Consider the following 18,808-nt stretch of genomic DNA (forward strand, 5'->3'; position numbering starts at 1 on the left):
GATGCCTTCAAAAAGGGTGGGGATTTTTCTTTTTCTCCTTTTTTTGGCTATTTTTTTCTGGTTGCTTCCCTTAGTAGAGGCAGAAGAACCTGGTTATTTGCCCCTTTCTGAAGTAAAAATTGGTATGCGTGGGTATGGCAAGACCGTTTTCTATGGAACCAGGGTGGAAACCTTCGACCTGGAAGTGATTGATGTTGTATCTGGGAAAAGCATTGAAGATGCCTACTTTGTAATTCGCATCACCGATGACCGGGTTAAAGAGCTGGGAGGCATATCAGCGGGAATGAGTGGTAGCCCGATTTTTTTGAAAGACCGCATTGCTGGTGCTCTTGCATACGGCTACGAGAGCAGGGACAATCTAATCGGTGTGGTTACTCCCATTGAGGCTATGCTCTCCCTCTGGGGGAGCCCTGGGACCCGCAAAAAGGAACAGCGTTCCCTGATGCTCGCTATGGGTCTTGGCCAGCGCGCGGCAAGCTTTCTGGAACAGCATGCCCCGGTGCGTGTGGCGCTTGCTTTCCCGCAACTCTTTAGAGGAAGGTCTTCGGGTATGACTTCTACCGTTCCGGAACTCGTTCCAGGCAGTGCTATTGGGGTACAGCTTCTCAGTGGCGATGCTGACATTTTGAGCATTGGAACACTTACTTACCTGGATGGTGACAAATTTCTGGCTCTGGGCCATCCCTTTTTGCATTATGGCAAGGTAGCCTACTTTCTGTCTTCGGTGTATGTGAACTTCAGTGTGAGCGGTAAGGATTTTCCGTTTAAAGTGGGTACCCCTATAGAGGTAGTGGGTATTGTGGAAGAAGACCGCCAATCAGGCATTGCGGGTAGGATAGGGGTTCTCCCGGATTCCTGCGATTTACAAATTGTGGCCAGAGACCGAAATGGCTCCTTGCAGAGCTTTAACTTTAAAGTGGTGCAGGATGAACGAGTCCTGGCTGACGTTTTGCCCTCGCTCTTTCTGGATGTCCTGGATCGGGTGCTGGATTGCCAGTGTAGTGGAACCATTGTGGTTTCCATCAAGCTCCATGCTCAGGACTTCTCTTTCGAAGACCGTTTTTTCTGGACCAGCAAAACTGACGTAGCTGCTGAAGGGGCGAATGGCCTGGACCGTTTTTTGAGAGGTCTTTCCCAAAACCCCTTCTTTGAATTCCGTCCTCAGAGAATCTCCCTGGAATTTGAGCATTTCCCGTACTTTGGGTGGGGCAAGTTGGGTAGCCTCAGTTGTCCCGCCAGTGCTGAGCAGGGGAAGTTTATCGAAGGTGAGGTAACGGTGTTTCCCTATCGGCGAGAAACCATTACTTTCCCTTTTCGCCTCCCGGTTCCGGATAATTTCCCTTCTGGACGAGCAGAAATTGTTATCTGGGGTAAGGGGAGCGAATCGGAATCACGCCTTGAAGATACGGGAACTCCTATGAATATAAAAGAGTATCTGGAAAAAATTACTGCTTCTGAAAAGCGCAACGGCTTTAAAATTGAGCTGCGGAGCCTGGAAAATGAGAGTGCCGGGTCTTACCTCATTGAGGTTCCAGTGCCCCTGCTTGTGGAGGGGAGTCTTTCTCAGGAGGTTCTCATAGGGAGGTAAAGGTTTTGGGAAAGTCGCTTCTTTGGATACTGGTTGCTCTGGGGCTGGTTGCAGCGGTTGGTGCGGTTTACGTACCGCTACAGCATGGGCTTCAGGATGCTTTTTTGAGCTGGACTGCGAGTTTGCCAGACGTGCATTTTGATTTTGAAAAAGTGCGCCTTGCTGGTCCTGGAAGTCTGGCGTTTGAAAATCTTCGGATTACTGGGAAGGGTTTTGCTTTATATTTTCCCAGGGCGTTTTTCCGTGTTCGCTTCCTTTCCTGGCTGGGTTTGGGAAAGGGGCCGGTTTTTCTGGTTTCCTCAAATCAGGTTCGCTTACAGGTTATTGATCTGAGCTTTTTACAAGCCTTCGCAGGCTTTGATTTCCAAAAGTTGCCCTCTTTCTCGTTCCGGGTAGAGGAGCTGATTCTGGAGGGTAAACGGCGCTTTTCGCTTGAAAACGCTGTTTTTGCCCGTGATGCTGAGGGGTTCAGGTTTTCGGCCTTCAAGGGTGAGGCCAAAATTTCCGGCCATTTCAATTTCGACCGTACGGTAGCTGTTGCCTTTGCTTTTCCCTTACAGGGGGATTCCTGGCGGGGTGAGCTGAGTTACTCTTTGAACGATGGCATGCTGTGGGGTCATCTGGAAAGCCCTCTTGAGGTTTCTCTGGAGTCAGTGGTGACCTGGGATGGCGAAAAGAGTGTGCTTTTCCTGGATGCCATTTCCTTAAAAAGCGCAGAAGGTGCGTTTTCTTTTCAGGGTCAGGGAAATGTAGATTTTTCTAAAAAATTAAGTCTGGTCGAAGGTAAAATCCAGGGACTGGGTGAGAAAATTTTCGAGCTGGATGTGCAGGCCTTTTTCAATGAGGAGTCGCTGCGGGCCTTATGGCGTTTAGAAGAGGAAGCGAGTTCTACCTTGCTTCAGGGTGAGCTACAGAGTGGGGGTGACCAGAAACTCTATTTTCAGGTTAAACCTGGGTCTCTTCTTCAGGGTATGGGAGTGGCTGGAGAAGGGTATCTGGGTTTTGAAGACGGTGGGCTGATGCTGGAACTTTCCAGTGCTTCCTGTTTGCTTGACAATAACCCCTTCTGGGATCAACTAAAAGGAAAGGGTACTCTGCGTGGTACTTTGCGTTTTGGAAAAGAAGGCCTTGAAAACGGACACCTGTTCTTTGCTTCGGACGCGTTAAACTTTAGGGAGTGGCAACTTGAAAAACCACGCCTAGAACTTCAAATTGCTGCAGATGGGACAGTTTCTGTGTCTGGAGAGGGGGTTCTGTTTGGGGGTACCATCCAGCTTGAAGGCACCTGGCGGCAGGGTTCCTTTGATGGGAAGGGAGCGTTCAGTCAGGTTTCCCTGCAGAGCCTGGTCGCTTCCTTTGGAAATTTGCCACTTGGTGGAACTCTGGATGGGAAAATCGATATAAAAGGGAAGAGAGATGAATTGCGCTTTACGTTTCTCCTTCAAGGAGGAGAAATATTCTGGGGTTCTTCGTACCTTGCTGAGGTTTCTGAAGGCCAGCTGCTTTTCAAGAGCGTAAACGACCTGGAAGCCCGGCTGAACCTCAGGGGGAAAAAGGGCGAGGCACAGGCTTTTCTTACCAGGAAAGGGGAGCAATTGGAGGTTGCCCTGAGATTGCAAGATTTTCTTTTTGAGACAGACCAAGATGGTTACCAGTTGGCTTTTCAGGTCAGCGGCGATTTGGAGCTCGAGAAAGGCCAAAGAGAGCAAGCTTTCCGAGTCGCGTTGCATGCTCCGTTGTGGCGTTGGGCTGGTTTTGAGGGTAAAGACCTGGCTTTTGAGGGTTTCCTTGAGGACGAAAAGATAGCGGTGCAAATGCTGGAGACCAGGATTGCCGAGCTGGGAAAATTGGAACTTTCTGGATGGGTGATTCCTGCTCAAGAAGTTTCTCTGGAAGGGAAAATTGCTGACATCACGCTTCCCGAAAATCAATTTGCCTTACAGGGAAAGCTGGAAGAAGGCAGCCTTTCAATTAAGGGTCCTTGGGAAAGGGTTGCTTTTGCCCTTCAGGGTAAAGGCAGTAACCTCCTTTTGCGGGGTAGGCAGCTGGGCAAAAGCTTTGAAGTGCTTTTTGAGGGCAACCTGACGTTGCCGGGGAAAGGGGAGAATTTGCCCCTCACCTCTTATCTGAGTCCGGAAAACTGGAATAAGGGCTTTGTGCGTGTGGTAGGTTTGGACTTGCGGAGTTTGGGCATTGCGTTGCTGGAGCGGTATCAGATTGAATCCAGCGGAAATCTCTTTCTCGAGTTGGATAATAACTCAAAAAGCTGGATGCTTCACGTTGAGGAGATTGCTCTTTCCTATCCCAATTTGCCTCTCCTTTCAGGGAGTTTGCAAGGCAGGTTTGATGGGAAGAAACTGGTGATTGAAGACCTTTCTTTAAAGGATACCTCGGGGAACCTGAAAATAGGCCTTGACGGCATGTTGGATCTTGAGGAGAATCTGGTTGACGTTAACTGTTTGCTCACCGTGGATCCCTTCCTGGAGATTCCCTGGCAGGACTTTTTGTTGCAGCTTTGTGGTGAAGGTAGAATCAGGTTCTGGGGGAAACTTGAGCAACCCCAGGTTGAAGGAGACGTCTTTTTGCGGGAAGCAAAAGTTTCACAAGCCGGACGGGAAGTCCTTGCGCTCACTTCTTTAGAAGGGCAAATCACTCAGGAGAAACTGCATATTACCAGGGGAGAAGCTGTACTATCTGGTATCAGCGGAGTGCTTTCAGGTGATTTGACCAGGGAAGGGCTGGAGGTGGCATTCTCTTTCCGTGGAGACTGCTCCCAGCTGGGCCTTGGAGAAGCGCTCAGTGGCCAGCTTCTTGGCGAGGCTAAACTTTCCGGAAGCTGGAAACAACCTCTCTTGCAGGGTTCTTTGCTGGTTGAGGATGGAAGATGGGATCATACCTATCCAAATCGATTTGCTTCAGAAGACACGGGCTTTTCCTTAGCAAGTATTGAACGGTCACTTCTTGACCTGCCGGTGAGTATCGAGCTTGAACTAAAAACCTCCAGCAAGCCCTTTGTGGTGAAGACCCGCTTCATGGAGATTGCTCTTGCGGGAAGCCTGCTTTTGCGAGCAGGAAACGGTGAAAGTAACCTGAGTGGTACCTTGCAGGTTGTGGACGGGCTTTATAATCTGGTTATGCGTAAAATACCACTTTCCGGCAAAGTCTACTTTGGAGAACTTTTTGGTCTGGAACCCCAGCTGGACCTTTATGGTTCCTGCGAGGTGGACGGTTATAAAATAAGACTTACCGCCCAGGGGCCCTTGAGCACCTACCAGTTGAAGCTGGCTTCAGAACCAACTCTCAGTCGAGAAGAGATTCTTTCTCTGCTTTTTACCGGTGACCGAAATGCCTACGCTTCTCTTTCCGATATCAATGTTGGTCCACTCTTCTGGGAGCTTTTTTCCTTTCTTAGCGGGGGTAAGGGAGATTTTCTGAATGGTCTCTCTGGTTTTTTGGATCTGGAAATTAACCCTGTTTTCTCTAATGGTTCCTGGTTTTATGAATTAACTCTTGAAAAGAGACTTGGAAATGATTTAGTAATAGGGTATACTCAAGACTTAAGCGGAGGAGAGCACTCGGCCGTTTATTTTGATTTGAACGTGAATGAAAACTGGTCCTTCAAAACGGAAGTTGATAAGGAGAAAGGTTTGAGCTGGGAACTGGAATTTACGACCAGGTTTTAAATGATAAACGGGGGGTTGAAAAGTGTCAAAAGCAAAATGGATGGGGATTCTGATTTTCTTTTTGATGTTGGTCTGGGTTTTTCCAGTTTTTGCTCAGGAAAGTTTTCCCCCGGTGGTCGCAATACGGGTGGAAGGAAATCAGCATATCAATGAACAGCTTATTCTGTCGGCGGTTTCCCTTTCTTTGAAGGAACCCTTTAACCCTGAAAAAATTAAAAATGACCTTAAAGCGATTTATGACCTGGGTTACTTTTCCAAGGCGTGGGTGGATACCAAGAAGTATCCAGATGGGGTAGAGGTTATCTACAAGGTTGAAGAATTCCCGGTAGTCCAGGAAATTGCTATTTCTGGTAACACAGCCTTAAGTACTGAAGAAATCAGGAAGGTCATGATTGTTTCCCCGGGTCAAGTGATGAACTGGAAAATCTTCCAGCGTGACCTGGAACGCATCAAAGCGCTTTACAGCGACAGCGGTTTTGTTGTGGCCTATATAGATGGAATTACCTTTGAGGATGGCATTTTGAATTTCACCATCCATGAGGGCATTATTGAAGAAGTGATTTTCGAAGGTCTTGAGAAAACCAAGGAATACGTTTTAAGAAGAGAACTGGATTTTGAGCCACCAGTGATTTTTGATTTTGCCCGCATTAAGAAGAATATGCAAAAGATTTATGACCTGGGATTTTTTGAAGACCTTTCCATGAAGCTTGAACCGGGTAGTGACCAGGAACATATCAAGCTGGTTATTGGAGTGGTTGAAAAGAAGACCGGTCTGGCAGGAGTGGGCGTAGGATACAACAGCGAAGAAGGCTGGCTGGGCTACATCAGGTACCAGGAAGCCAACCTGGGAGGCAACGCCCAGAAGGTGGAGCTCCGTTATGAGTTTGGCTCGCGCACTTTATACCGACTGTACTTTGAAGAACCCTGGTTTTTGGGAGACCCCATCTTGCTTGCTCTGAGCCTTTATGACCAGGTTAAAGAGCGGACTAACTACGAAAGCGGTGTAGAAATTGGAAAGTATGAAGAAGAGAGAATAGGTGGGCAGCTGGTGTTTGGGCGCAAAATCAACGAAGACTGGGCCTGGCGTCTGACAGCCAAATCTGAAAGGATAGATATTACCGTTTTGGAAGGAGAGGCTCCCGATCGGGGTGGAGTGACCAATTCTCTGTCTCCAATGGTTATTTATGACACCCGGGACAGTGTTCTTGACCCTAAGGAAGGGTGGTATGCTGCTTTAGAAGCTGAACTTGCTGGTGGGGCGCTCGGTGGCGACAATACCTTTGCCAAATACGTGCTGGATGTACGCCATTTTATTGATACTGGTCCAGACACAGTGCTGGCTCTACGCCTTCTTGGTGGCACTGCTGATACACCGCTTCCCGACTATGAGAAATTTGGTGTTGGTGGAGTGAACACGCTGCGGGGATACGACCTCTTTGAGTTTGAAGGGGAAAAGATGCTGGTGTTTAACCTTGAGTACCGTTGGACAGTTTCTGAAAACACCCAGGTGGTGTTTTTTGGCGACGCGGGTTATGCCTGGCCTTATGAAGAGCCAGTTTCTTTTGAGGACATAAAGACTGGTTACGGAGTGGGCATCCGGGTTGATACCCCCATCGGTCCGGTGCGCCTGGATTACGGTATAGGAGAACGCGGGGGTCAAACCTATTTCAGTATTGGCCATACTTTCTAAAAAGAGAGGAGAGAATTTATGCGTGGACGTTTAGTGGTTGTAGCACTGGTAACGGTTGTTTCGCTGTTGGGTCTTTCTGTGGTGTCCTGGGCTGCCAGCAAGCCAGCTGATGTGAAAATCGGTTTGGTGGATATTAACAAGGTTTTTGCGGCACATCCCAATACCCAGAAAATTGCCGATTTGGAGCAGAAGCTGCTCGATGAAATGCAAAAAAGGCAAGCCGAGCTCAATGAAAAGGGTAAAGGAAAGACCCGGGAAGAGGTTCAAAAGCTCGAAGAAGAAATGAACGCTGAGTGGAAGCCAGTCCGAGATCAAATGCTTGCTGAGCGCCAGGATTTGGTCAATCAGCGCTACCAGGATGTTATTCAGGCAATCAAGCAGGTTGCTGAAGCACAGGGGCTTACTCTGGTTTTGCGGAGTGAAGTGCGAGTTCCGGTGAGCCAGAAGGAACTCCTGGATATACCCCTTGTTTTTTATGGAGGCGTGGATATTACGGAACAGGTGCTTGCAGAGCTTGAGAAAATAGTGGCTGCACAAAATAAGTAAAGAGGAAATCGAGGTCGAGCAATACCTTGAAGTTAAAAGAGGTTGCTACGCTTTTGGGCGGGGTCACCGTAGTCGGTGACCCCGATTTTGAGATTACGGGTCTTAACACTCCCGCTCAAGCAGAACCGGGGGAGCTGGTTTTTCTGTTTCGTGAAGAATTTTTAGAGGAAGTACGTTCTTCCCGTTCCCGGGTTCTGGTTGTGGAGGAAAGGTTTGTTACTGAGTTCCCCGATAGGAACCTCCTGGTGGTTACTCACCCTCGCTTAGCCTTTGCGAAGATTGCCTCTTTGTTTTCTCCGAGAGAAGAAAGAGAAGGCGTGCATCCCAGTGCTTTTGTGCATCCCGAAGCTTCTCTTGGCGAAGGAGTCTGGGTTGGGCCTTTTGCGGTGGTTGAGAAGGGGGCTCAGGTTGGGGCGCAAACCAAAATTTTTCCTCAGGTTTACATTGGAGAGCGAGTTCGTATCGGGTCGGATTGTCTCATCTACCCAGGTGTGGTCATCGGAGCAGATTGTGAAATTGGCAACCGGGTTATTCTGCATCCCGGTGTGGTTATCGGTGGAGATGGGTTTGGCTATGAATGGGATGGGGAAAAGCACCTGAAAATACCGCATCTGGGCCGGGTGGTCATTGAAGATGAGGTGGAAATTGGCTCTAATTCAACTGTAGACCGGGCTACACTGGGGGAAACGAGAATTGGTCAGGGGACCAAGATAGACAACTTGGTCATGATAGCCCACAATGTCCAGATTGGAGAAAAAGTGTTGATTGCTGCGCAATCTGGTATTGCGGGAAGCTCGGTGGTTGAAGATTTGGCTGTTTTGGGTGGACAAAGTGGAGTGGTTGACCATACCCGAGTGCGCAGAGCTACCAAGGTAGCAGCAAGAGGGGGAGTGGTGTCTGAGGTTGGTCCTGACGCGGTGGTTTCTGGTTTTCCTGCTCAGGAGCATCACCGGGAGATGCGCCAGCAGGCACTGATACGAAAACTGCCCGAGCTTTTCCAGCGCATCAGGAAACTGGAGAAGGCTGTTTTCCGCAAGCAATGAATGAAGCCTGGCACTTCCAGAGGACCATTGCTCAACCTTTCGAAGTACAGGGTAGAGGATTGCACGGTGGAAAAAAAGCCAGGGTTAAAGTGCTTCCTGGTGATGTGAACCGGGGTATTGTTTTCAGAGTTTATTCTTCCTGTGGGGAAACTGTCATTCCCGCTTCTTTGCAGTGGCTTTCTCCTTTTCCCCGTTCCACTTCCCTGATGAGAGAAGGTGTAGAACTCAAGACGGTGGAGCATTTCCTGGCCGCCTGTTACCTTATGGGTATTGACAATCTGGAGGTTCTGGTTTGGGGAAACGAATTGCCTGCAGGAGATACCAGCTCTCGTATCTGGGTTGAAAAGTTTGGTCGAGCAGGTATTATTGTTCAGGACGCTCGCTCTCCGTTTTTTGAGATTCGCCGTTTTCTGCAGGTTGGGAACGGTCAGAACTACATTCTGGCTTTTCCTGCTCGAAAAATGCAAGTTTTCTATTTTCTGGATGCTGTGGAGCATTCTCGTTTTGCTCAGTTCGTGACCTTCAGTGAGGAAGATCCTTTTCTGGAACTGGCCGCTTCACGCACTTTTGCTTTTCATTTTGAGTTGCCTTACCTTAAAGAAAGCGGTTTGGGAAAGGGAGCCCAAGACTGGGCGATAATCTTCGATGCTCAGGGTCGTCCTTCACTGCCGCTTCGTTCCCCTGCAGAGCCCGCCCTGCATAAGGTCCTGGATTTTCTGGGTGACCTATTTCTGCTTAAAGTGCGGGTTAGGGGTTGCTTTTTTGCAGTGCGTTCGGGTCATAGCCTAAATCGTGAAATGGCGAAATTGCTTAGTGAGGAGATGGCTGCAAACAGTGAATATTCATCCTACTGCCTGCATTGAAAAGGGAGCTCTTCTGGATGCCGGTGTGGAAGTAGGTCCTTACTCGATTGTTGGTGGAGGAGCACGGATTGGCGAGGGGACCAGGATTGGTGCTTTTTCAGTTATTGAGGGCAGAGTAAGCATTGGAAGAAACTGCACCATAGGCCACCATGTGGTTCTGGGTGCTCCACCCCAGGACGTTGCTTATCGGGGCGAGGATAGCGAAGTAGTGATTGGTGATAATACCGTTTTGAGGGAGTTTGTTACCATACACCGGGCCACCGGTGAGGGGAAGTCAACGCGGGTGGGCAATAACTGCTTCATAATGGCTTACTGCCATATCGCTCACAATTGCGAAATCGGGGATGAGGTAACCATGGCTAATGGAGCAGCCCTGGCTGGCTATGTGACCGTCGGTCCTCAGGCAGTGCTCAGTGGGTATGTGGGAGTGCATCAGTTTGTGCGTATTGGGAGGCTGGCTATGGTGGGAGGGCTTTCCAAAGTAGTCATGGATGTTCCGCCCTTTTTGCTCGTTGATGGACACCCGGCTCAAATATTCGGCCTGAACGTGGTAGGCTTGCGCCGCAGAGGCTTCTCTGCCAAAGAGCGAGAATTGATCAAAAGGATTTATCGAATTCTTTATCACTCTTCACTCCCGCTTGGTAAAGCCCTGGAGATGGTGAGAGAAGAATTTTCTCAAGAGGTAGCTCGGGAAATCGTTGCCTTTTTTGAAGAGAGCAAAAGGGGCGTTTTGCGCTGGAGAGAGAACCGGGGGTTGAAAGAAAGTGCTGAGTGAGGGACTGCTTTTGATCGCTGGAGAAGGACTGGTTCCTGAGCTGGTGTATCAGGAAGCTCAAAAAAGCTTTGCCCGGGTAAAAGTATACGGTTACTCTTTTTTGCATTATGGGCCTTCGCTGGTTCTCGATTTTGTAGACCAGCGTTTTTCCCTACAGAACATCCTGGACTATCTGAATGACAATTCTCTCCATTGTTTGTGTTTTGCCGGCAAAGTTCCTCGGGGGTTTTTATTTTGCGAAGAGTTTATTGCTGATGACCTGAAACTTTTCTTGTCCCGCTTGACTGCAAAGGCTGACCGGCAAATTCTGGAAGCAGTATTTACCTTCTTTAGAGAGAGAAACCATCATTTGCTCTCGCCGGTTGATTTTCTATCCAGCAGCCTGACGCCACCGGGTCCGCTCACCGTTAAAAAGCCCACCCCCCAGCATTGGGTAGACATCAAAAAGGGTGTGAAGATTGCATCTTTTCTTGCTGATTGGGAAGTGGGACAGACTGTGGTGCTTAAAGAAGGTGCAGTGCTTGCTGTTGAGGCAGCGGAAGGCACCACTGAAACTATCCGGAGGGGTGTATCTTTTGGAAAAGGTGAAGTGGTAGTCGTGAAAATGGCACGCAGCAGCCAAGATTTCTTTGTGGATGTGCCAGCGATTGGTGAAGAAACTGTCCGTGCTCTTGGTGAACAGGGTGGTGTCATTGCCCTTGAAGCTCGTAAAACGCTGATTGTCAATTTTCCCGAAGTGGTTCGCCTCGCCAACCTGCTGGGTGTAAGTATTGTAGGCATTTCAAAAGATGAAAGTTTTTCCTTCTAATGTAACCGTTTTTGTGTCTACCGGAGAAGTTTCCGGGGACCGTTATGCATCTTTGGTAGTCGAATCCCTGCGCAGGATGTGCCCCGGGCTTTCAGTAGTTGCTCTGGGGGGAGAAGCCCTTCAGACAGCCGGTGCCTTGCTACTCGGTGATACACAGCGCATGGCCACGGTAGGCGTTTGGGAAGCGGTGCGTTCCCTGCGTGGCTGGTGGTCTCTTTTCGGAAGAACTACCCGTTATCTTCTTTCTGCACGTCCTCACTGTGTGCTTCTGGTAGATAACCCGGGGTTTAACCTACGATTGGCTCGTTTTTGTTATGTTCAGGGTTTGCCGGTGGTTTATTTTGTTCCCCCACAGGTCTGGGTGTGGGGGCGAGGCAGGGCAAAAAAACTTTCCCGCTGGGCAAGCTCCATATGCACCATATTTCCCTGGGAGGAAGCGTATTTTGACCCTCAGAAGACCTTGTGGGTGGGACATCCGGTAGCTTGGTTTGTAGAGCAGTTTGAGAAAAAGCAGGAGAGCCAGGAAAAAAAAGACAGGAAAACGGTGCTTTTACTTCCGGGAAGCAGGAAAGGTGAAGTTGAAGCCTATCTCGAGCGAGTGTTCCCTGCTTTGCAGGTCCTTACCAAAAAATACCCTTATTTGGTTTGGAAGCTGGTCACCGCTTCTTCGGAAATACAAAGTGTGGTGGATGAAAAATTGCAAAGCTTGCCGGTGACCCTGGTTGCGCATCAGGAGCTTTACCATGTTGCCCAGGAAGTTCTTTTTTCCATTTCCTGTTCTGGCACGGTAACTCTGGAAATGGCCCTTCTCGGTGTTCCGCAGATTATCGTTTACAAGGTTTCTGGGTTGACCTACCGGCTGGGGAAACTCCTGGTCAAAAGTAGCTGGGTGGGACTTCCTAACATCCTTGCTCAAGAGGAAATCTTTCCGGAGCTTATTCAGGATGATTTCAGGCCAGAGCGCTTAATTCAGGAAGCAGAAAAGTTCCTGAAGGAAAGCGAAAAGCAGAGGGAACAGGCAGCCTTTTGGAGCGGGAAGTTACGGGAGCAGCTCTTTAGGGGTAATCCTTTTGAAAACGTGGCCCAGGTGGTGAAAAAATATTTGTGAACCATCTCTGCTCCTGGTGACTGTCAATGGTCCTGGCGAGGTCTGCTACAGTCTGCGCCCATTTCTGGAAGCACTCCAGACAATGACCCGGGAAGTGCGAGTCTGGGTGTTCATTCCCCCTTGCCAATTTGCGAGTGGTTGGGAAGAGAAAATCACCCGAGATCTGCCACTTGTTGAAAAAGTTGTAGATTCCCGGCATATTTTCAGGTTTCTGTTTTTGGAACGGGTTACTTTTCCAACTTCGGGACTGGTGCTTTTTATGGGTGGAGACCTTTTTTACGCCTACCGACTGAAGCGAAAAAGCGGGTATCCGCTCTGGGCTTATGGTGTTCCTCCCCGTGGGGTCAAAGAGGTGGACCTTTTTCTGGTACGCTTTGAAAAGGACTTTGAGCGTTATCCCCCTGACAAACGCTTTCTGCTTGGCGACCTTTTGCAGTCTTTGTGTTTGACTTCCTTTACAATTACCCAGGAATTTTTTGAACCAGGCAAACCCCGCTTTCTGTTTCTTCCCGGAAGCCGCCCAGCTCTTTATCCCTATATTCTGCCTTTTTATGCTGAAGTCGCTTCTCTCCTGCACAGAGAATTCTATCCCCAGGCTTCTTTTGTGCTGGGTTTTCCAGAGTTTCTGAAGCCAGGAAGCTTGTCTGCTCTTTCCGCCCAGATTCCTCCCTTACTCAAGTCGGTTTGGGGACATACTTCCTCTTTAATTGGAGAAAGCGATTTGGTAATTATGATTCCCGGCTCAGTAAATCTGGAAGTAGCTTATCGGGGGAAAAGAGGGGTGGTGGTGCTACCGCTTTGGAAAGGCATGGAAAAGGTTCCCCTTCAAGGTCTCTGGGGGTTGCTGGATGTTTTGCCGTTTTGGGGTAAAATAATAAAGCCCAGGTTGGTTGAAAAGCTGAACCAAAAAATCAAATGGGTTTCGCTCCCCAACCGGGTTTTTGATACCCAGATTTTTCCCGAGTGCAGAGGGCGAATCACTGCCCGGGAAGTGGTAATAAAGGTGAAGGAGGAACTTGAAAGAAAAGGAATTTTAGGACTTCCTCCAATAGAGAAGAGGGTTACCCGGAATGCAGCGGAGTTGCTGGCTGAAAAAGTCTGCGCATTTCTTAAAAAGTAAAAATGTTTTCAGGAAAAGCAGCCTCTGGCGTTTGCTGAGGTATCTGCGACCTTACTGGAAGTTTGTCCTGGGTGCTATTTTGATGGCCGTTGTTGGAGCCAGCTTTAGTATTGTTCTTCCCTGGCTGGTGAAGGATATCATTGATAAGGTGCTTCTGGAGCGCAACGTCCGCCTTTTAATGCTTATTTCTCTTGGTGTGGTGATTATCTTTTTTGTGAAAGGCGTGGCATCCTATGTGCAGAACTACTGGATTTCCATCGCTGGTTTCAGGACCATCACCCGTTTGCGTTCTGAGCTTTATGCCCATCTTCACAACCTATCTGCTTCCTTTTTCCACGAAAACCCAACTGGTGAAGTTATTTCCCGCATGACCAATGATATATCCATCCTGCAAAACTTTTTTGCCAATGTGTTTTTGAACATTTTTATGGATATCATGATTTTCTTAGGTTCCATGGTTTTTCTGTTTTTCATTCACTGGAAACTGGCTCTTTTTTCGGTTGCTGTTTTCCCTTTGGTGGGGCTGTGTATAGACTATCTGGGCAGAAAAATTCGCGGGGCTTCACACCTCCTTCAGAGGAAAACGGCGACCCTGACTTCGCTCATCGAGCGAGCGGTTACCGGGATGAAGATTATTCAATCTTATGTAAGTTCCCCTTACGAGGTACAGCGGTTTGAAGCCGAGAACGAGGTTAACTTCAGGCTGGCCATGAAACAAGCCCGTGCCAAAGCCCTGCTTACTCCGCTTGTGGAACTGGTTGCTTCCTGTGCCCTTACTGCGGTGATTTGGTTTGGAGGGAGAGAAGTAATCCGGGGGAACCTGACACCGGGTGGTCTGGTTGCTTTTCTTGGCTATCTGGTTACTGCTGCGTCACCTCTTTCCAGCTTCAGCAGGGGTTTCCAGGTTCTCCAGCAAAGCCTGGCTTCGGCAGAGCGTATTTTCGAATTTTTGGATATTCCTCCCCAGGTAAAAGATGAAGAAGGAAGTGTCGAGAAAAAGGAAGTGACCCATGGATTGCGCATCCGGGACGTATCCTTCTCCTATCAGGGAGAGAAGGTGCTTAAAAACTTTAACCTGGAAATCAAAGTCGGTGAGAAAGTGGGCATTGTGGGCCCCAGCGGGGCCGGAAAGAGTACCTTAATCAACTTGCTTCTCCGCTTTTATGACCCGGATTCGGGAAGTATTGAAATAGACGGGATTGATATTCGCAAAATCAAACTTTCTTCACTGCGCAACCTGATAGGGGTGGTGCTTCAAGACGCCCTGGTTCTGGGAGGGACAGTTTGGGAGAACATCCTGTATGGGAAACTCGATGCGCAACCTGCCGAGATTTTTGAAGCTTCGCGGAAAGCGCGAGCTCATGACTTTGTGATGGCGCTTGAGAGGGGGTACGATACCGACGTTGGAGATACCGGGTGTCGCCTTTCCGGGGGTCAGAAACAGCGCATTGCCATTGCCCGGGCTTTTTTGAAAGACCCGCCCATTCTGGTATTTGATGAAGCAACTTCCAACCTGGATCCGGAATCAGAACGTTACATCCGCGAAGCCATCGCCGAAATTGACCGCAGCAAAATCGTCATCGTAGTGGCACACTCGCCGGCTATGGTCAAAGACTTAGACAGGATAGTCCTGCTCTGGGATGGAGCGGTGCGGGCTGAGGGTTCTCACGAAGAGCTTCTCTCTTCCTGTGAAGAATATCGCCGCCTTTTTGGAGGAGTAGGGGAATGGCTAAAATCCGTTTAGCTGTGTTGATGGGTGGTCTGGGTGAAGAGCATGAAGTGAGTCTGAGCTCAGGGAAGGGCGTCATTCAGCATGCTGACTACCAAAAATACCTGGTTCGTCCAGTGATTATTGACCGGGAGGGACAGTGGAGAATTGCCGCTACTTTTCTGACTGCACCCGCAGCTCTGGAAGAGCTGCGTTTTGAGAATTATCAGATTGGGGAAGCCGTGGAAGTCCTCCGTAGAGAGGTGGATCTTGTCTTTATCGTTTTGCATGGGCGGTTCGGGGAGGATGGTACCGTTCAGGGTTTACTGGAAATGGCCAGCATTTCCTATGTGGGTTCAGGAGTTACTGCCAGTGCCCTGGGGATGCACAAAGCATTTTTCAGGGCCATTGCCGAGCATGCCGGTATTCTGGTGCCCCCGGGTGTGGTGGTGAGAAAAGGAGAATGGGAAGAGAGGCCAGAGGAAGTGCTCACTCGGGTTCAATCTTTCGGCTCTTTTGTGGTGAAGCCAGCTGCTCAGGGTTCAAGCATTGGCGTTTTTATGGTGGAAAATTTCGAAGGACTCAGGGAAGCCATCGATGAAGCCCTGAAGCTGGATGAGGAAATTGTCGTGGAAAAGAGAATCCGGGGAAAAGAAGTAACCTGTGGCGTGCTGGGAGGCGGGAGGAAAGAGATTATTCCTTTGCCTCCTACTCTCATTGTACCCCGCAGTGCCGAGTTTTTTGACTATTTTTCCAAGTACACGCCTGGAGCCACGCTGGAAATCACTCCTGCTCCCCTTCCCGAAAGTGTTACCCAACGCTTACAGGAGACGGCCTTGCTTGTCCATAAAATCCTGGGTTGTCGGGGTATGTCAAGGTCTGATTTTATATACGATGAAGAAAAAGACCAGCTCTACCTCCTTGAAATCAACACCATACCTGGTCTTACTCCTACCAGCCTTATTCCTCAGGCCTGTCAGGTCATTGGCATGAGCTTCAGAGATTTGATTGATTACCTGGTGGAAGATTCTCTCTCCGCCAGTGATTTGCGGTACAGTTCGCGAATTTTTAACAGAATTGGCTGATAGGCTTCGCTTGCATAATCTGGGTAGGTATACTCGAAGGGTCGAAAAGCTCCCTTTTCCCACTTGATAGTGGCTTCTGCATAAATTCCCTTTCCAATGTATACCCGGTGAGAGAAGTTTTTGGTGGTAGCCAGGACGATTTTCCCTCCATCGAAATACCCCGGATCCAGGTTAATTCTGCGCTCTTTCTCTTCATCTCCAGTTTGGGCTTCTATCTGGTTGGTGGTGATTTTAATATCGGCTAATTGTCCAGGGTCAATGAGAGGTTCAAAAACCAGAAAAACCCGGGTTAACTTTTCCCCAATGGAACGGTAGTAATCGGTGTGGGTGAAGGGGAGATGAGGGCTTTCCCACTCTATTTCGCCAAAGTGTTCCCGGAGAACTGGTTTCACACTTTCCAGTATTTCCCGTTCTGGATACAGGACAGCAATAAAGAGCTTTACTGGTTTGGGTGTGCGAATTGTTCCCATAGCGGCCTCCTAATCAATACATTTTTATAACTATATATATTCTATAACCTTTGAGTAAAGAAAGGAGTGCTTTAGTTCCTCAATTCTGGTTGCTGGCATGAATACGTTGCGCGTTATGGTCTTAAGTGGATATTCATGTATAGTGACGCAAGGGCGCAGGAAGTGCTAAAATGGAAAAAAGCTTTGGAGAGGGTGAAGGGGCTATGGTAATGCGCTTTTCTCCTCAGGAGATTCTCACTATGGCAGTAGAGCTTGAGAAAAAGGGCATGGCTTTTTATGAGGGACTGGTTCAAAAGGCAACCAGCGCTTCCGCAAAGGAAGCTTTCTCTCTTTTGAAAGATGAGGAGGCAAAACACCTGGAATTTTTTTCTTCCTTGCTCAGCGAGATAGATACCAGTGCAGAGTTCATCGATACCATGGGTGAGGTGGAAAGCTATTTGAGAGTCATCGTTGAAGATGGGGTGTTGGGGAAAGTGTTGCGAGGAGTGGGGGTGCCTTCTCCTCAGGCTGACCTTATCGAAGCCATCAATTTTGGTATTGAGGTAGAGAAGGAGAGCATTCTCTTTTATCAGGGTTTTGCTGATTTTGTTCCCCAGGCAAAAATGGAGTGGCTGCAAAAGGTAATTGACGAAGAACGCAGACACTTTGTTTACCTCAGTGGGCTTAAAAAGGAGTGGGGAGGTGGGTCCTGATTGGCCTCCAAACGGATTGCCCTGCTGGTTGAAAATTTATATCAGGAACTGGATGTCTGGTACACCTTGCTTCGTCTCCGTGAAGAAGGGATGGAAGTAGAGACCATTGGTACCGGCACACAGGGGGATTACCTGGGAAGGCATAATTTTGCAGTGCGGGTTGAAAAACTTGCTTCTTCAGTTGATGCCAGCAAGTTTGACGGCGTGGTGATTCCCGGTGGTTTTGCTCCTGCTTATTTGCGTCGCTATCCAGCAGTGGTCAACCTGGTCAGGGAGTGCTATCAGCAGGGAAAGCTGGTTGCTGCCTTACATCATGGTCCCTGGGTGCTCATTTCTGCTGGGATAGTGCGAGGTAAAAGGGTTACCGGAGCAATTTCAGTAAAGGATGACGTTGAAAACGCTGGTGGAGAGTTTGTGGACCTTCCAGTAGTGGTTGACGGTAACGTTATAACCGCAAAAAGTTCTCAAGAACTGCCGGCTTTCATGCAGGAAGTGCTCGGGTTTTTATGGGGACAAAGACCAAGACTGGGCGAGGCATTCCCCGATGGCTTTCTCTATGATTCACTGGGCAACCTGGTTGCGCTTTCGGATTTCATAAGGCGCACCCCGGCGGTTATTCTCTTTGTGGATTCAGTTTTTAATCCTCTGTTTAGCGAGTTCCTCCCCGAATATCAGGAATTCAGCAAAAACATAAGGGGACGAGGTGGGTTATTCCTGGTAGTAAGCGGTGATCCATTTCCTGCAATTCGCGGCTTTCTCACCCAGGTAAAAACCGATTGCCAGATATTTGGTGACCCTCTGCTGCGACTGGGGCGGAGCTTTGGGGTACTGGGTGGAATGGGGCTTCTGGACTGGAATGTTTTCATCATCGACCGTAACGGAGCCGTTCGCTATACAGAGCGCTGTCCGGATGGCGCATTGAAAGACCTTCCGGGCTTTGAGCGCCAGCTGGAAATCCTTTTGCAAAGGGGGGAATAAGATGGCTTTTTTACAGGACAAAGATAAGGAAACCCTCATCAAGTTTTTGCAGGAAAATCTGGAAGGGAAAGTCACCCTGAAATTCTTCACCCAGGAGCTTGAGTGTGAGACCTGTCAGGCTACCCGGGCTTTGCTTCAGGAAGTAGTTGCCCTTTCGCCACTACTTAATCTTGAAGTCTACAACTTTATCCTTGATAAAGAAAAGGTAAAGGAGTATGGCATCGACAAGATACCGGCCATTGTGGTAGAGGGAGAAAAAGACTATGGTATCCGTTTTTACGGAATACCTTCGGGTTATGAGTTTTCGGGATTTATAGAGACCTTATTCTGGGTTTCCCGGGGCAATGTAGACCTGCTTCCTGAAACTCAGGAAGCTCTCCGTAATCTCCCTCAAGAGGTTTCCATCCAGGTTTTCGTGACCCTTACCTGTCCCTATTGCGCTCAAGCCGTAGTTCTTGCTCATAAGATGGCCATTGCCAGTGAAAAGGTTAGTTCAGCCATGGTTGAGGTGGCAGAGTTTCCCCATCTTGCTCAGCGCTACGCAGTGCGTGCAGTACCCAAAGTGGTGATTAATGAAAAGGTTTCTTTTGAGGGTGCCTATCCCGAAGAGGAATTTTTGCGGAAAGTTATTGAGGCTTCGGCAAAATGAGG

At 48.8% G+C, this 18,808-nt stretch carries 16 protein-coding genes; 15 read left to right on the forward strand and 1 reads right to left on the reverse strand.

The window, feature by feature from the left end:
* Window position 1: 1 nt before the first annotated feature.
* The 12 genes from ACKTT1_RS01745 to ACKTT1_RS01800 are packed head-to-tail and all read left to right on the forward strand — an operon-like array spanning window position 2 to window position 16,017.
* Window positions 2-1,588, forward strand: a complete 1,587-nt coding sequence (locus ACKTT1_RS01745) for a SpoIVB peptidase S55 domain-containing protein (protein ID WP_412709942.1) — start codon at window positions 2-4, stop codon at window positions 1,586-1,588.
* 5 nt (window positions 1,589-1,593) lie between these two features.
* Window positions 1,594-5,271 carry a translocation/assembly module TamB domain-containing protein gene (locus ACKTT1_RS01750; protein WP_412709943.1) on the forward strand — a complete coding sequence of 1,226 codons (3,678 nt, stop codon included), beginning with the start codon at window positions 1,594-1,596 and terminating at the stop codon, window positions 5,269-5,271.
* Window positions 5,272-5,293: 22 nt separating this feature from the next.
* Window positions 5,294-6,961 (forward strand): outer membrane protein assembly factor, encoded by a 1,668-nt coding sequence (locus ACKTT1_RS01755; protein WP_412709944.1) that lies wholly within the window; start codon window positions 5,294-5,296, stop codon window positions 6,959-6,961.
* A gap of 18 nt (window positions 6,962-6,979) precedes the next feature.
* Window positions 6,980-7,507, forward strand: coding sequence for an OmpH family outer membrane protein (locus ACKTT1_RS01760; RefSeq protein WP_412709945.1), 528 nt, complete (start codon window positions 6,980-6,982; stop codon window positions 7,505-7,507).
* A 26-nt stretch (window positions 7,508-7,533) separates the two neighbouring features.
* Window positions 7,534-8,550: a UDP-3-O-(3-hydroxymyristoyl)glucosamine N-acyltransferase gene (lpxD, locus tag ACKTT1_RS01765; protein WP_412709946.1), complete on the forward strand. Its 1,017-nt coding sequence runs from the start codon at window positions 7,534-7,536 to the stop codon at window positions 8,548-8,550.
* Window positions 8,547-9,413: a UDP-3-O-acyl-N-acetylglucosamine deacetylase gene (locus ACKTT1_RS01770; RefSeq protein WP_412709947.1), complete on the forward strand. Its 867-nt coding sequence runs from the start codon at window positions 8,547-8,549 to the stop codon at window positions 9,411-9,413. Before lpxD ends, ACKTT1_RS01770 begins: the two co-directional genes overlap by 4 nt.
* Window positions 9,385-10,188 (forward strand): acyl-ACP--UDP-N-acetylglucosamine O-acyltransferase, encoded by an 804-nt coding sequence (gene lpxA / locus ACKTT1_RS01775; RefSeq protein ID WP_412709948.1) that lies wholly within the window; start codon window positions 9,385-9,387, stop codon window positions 10,186-10,188. The genes ACKTT1_RS01770 and lpxA overlap by 29 nt, the downstream gene beginning before the upstream one ends.
* The gene (locus ACKTT1_RS01780) at window positions 10,178-10,996 is read left to right on the forward strand and encodes an LpxI family protein (protein ID WP_412709949.1); all 819 of its coding nucleotides are present in this window, start codon (window positions 10,178-10,180) and stop codon (window positions 10,994-10,996) included. Before lpxA ends, ACKTT1_RS01780 begins: the two co-directional genes overlap by 11 nt.
* Window positions 10,977-12,104: a lipid-A-disaccharide synthase gene (lpxB, locus tag ACKTT1_RS01785; RefSeq protein WP_412709950.1), complete on the forward strand. Its 1,128-nt coding sequence runs from the start codon at window positions 10,977-10,979 to the stop codon at window positions 12,102-12,104. The genes ACKTT1_RS01780 and lpxB overlap by 20 nt, the downstream gene beginning before the upstream one ends.
* Before the next feature lie 16 nt (window positions 12,105-12,120).
* On the forward strand, window positions 12,121-13,224 hold the full coding sequence (locus tag ACKTT1_RS01790) for a hypothetical protein (RefSeq protein WP_412709951.1): 1,104 nt from the start codon (window positions 12,121-12,123) through the stop codon (window positions 13,222-13,224).
* 31 nt (window positions 13,225-13,255) lie between these two features.
* Window positions 13,256-14,968 carry an ABC transporter ATP-binding protein gene (locus ACKTT1_RS01795; protein WP_412709952.1) on the forward strand — a complete coding sequence of 571 codons (1,713 nt, stop codon included), beginning with the start codon at window positions 13,256-13,258 and terminating at the stop codon, window positions 14,966-14,968.
* Window positions 14,950-16,017, forward strand: a complete 1,068-nt coding sequence (locus ACKTT1_RS01800; protein ID WP_412709953.1) for a D-alanine--D-alanine ligase — start codon at window positions 14,950-14,952, stop codon at window positions 16,015-16,017. The genes ACKTT1_RS01795 and ACKTT1_RS01800 overlap by 19 nt, the downstream gene beginning before the upstream one ends.
* Here the strand turns inward: ACKTT1_RS01800 and ACKTT1_RS01805 are convergent.
* Window positions 15,945-16,487 (reverse strand): DUF4416 family protein, encoded by a 543-nt coding sequence (locus ACKTT1_RS01805; protein ID WP_412709954.1) that lies wholly within the window; start codon window positions 16,485-16,487, stop codon window positions 15,945-15,947. The genes ACKTT1_RS01800 and ACKTT1_RS01805 overlap by 73 nt on opposite strands.
* 170 nt (window positions 16,488-16,657) lie before the next feature.
* Between ACKTT1_RS01805 and ACKTT1_RS01810 the strand changes: the two genes are divergently transcribed.
* The 3 genes from ACKTT1_RS01810 to pdo are packed head-to-tail and all read left to right on the forward strand — an operon-like array spanning window position 16,658 to window position 18,806.
* Entirely contained in the window at window positions 16,658-17,179 is a 522-nt protein-coding gene (locus ACKTT1_RS01810; protein ID WP_412709955.1) for a ferritin family protein, read from the forward strand.
* On the forward strand, window positions 17,180-18,157 hold the full coding sequence (locus ACKTT1_RS01815; protein WP_412709956.1) for a DJ-1/PfpI/YhbO family deglycase/protease: 978 nt from the start codon (window positions 17,180-17,182) through the stop codon (window positions 18,155-18,157). It begins immediately after the preceding gene.
* Window position 18,158: 1 nt separating this feature from the next.
* The gene (pdo, locus tag ACKTT1_RS01820) at window positions 18,159-18,806 is read left to right on the forward strand and encodes a protein disulfide oxidoreductase (protein ID WP_412709957.1); all 648 of its coding nucleotides are present in this window, start codon (window positions 18,159-18,161) and stop codon (window positions 18,804-18,806) included.
* The last annotated feature ends 2 nt before the right edge of the window (window positions 18,807-18,808 follow it).

Origin of the sequence: Atrimonas thermophila (assembly GCF_045864955.1) — a bacterium.
GTDB lineage: Bacteria > Atribacterota > Atribacteria > Atribacterales > Thermatribacteraceae > Thermatribacter > Thermatribacter velox.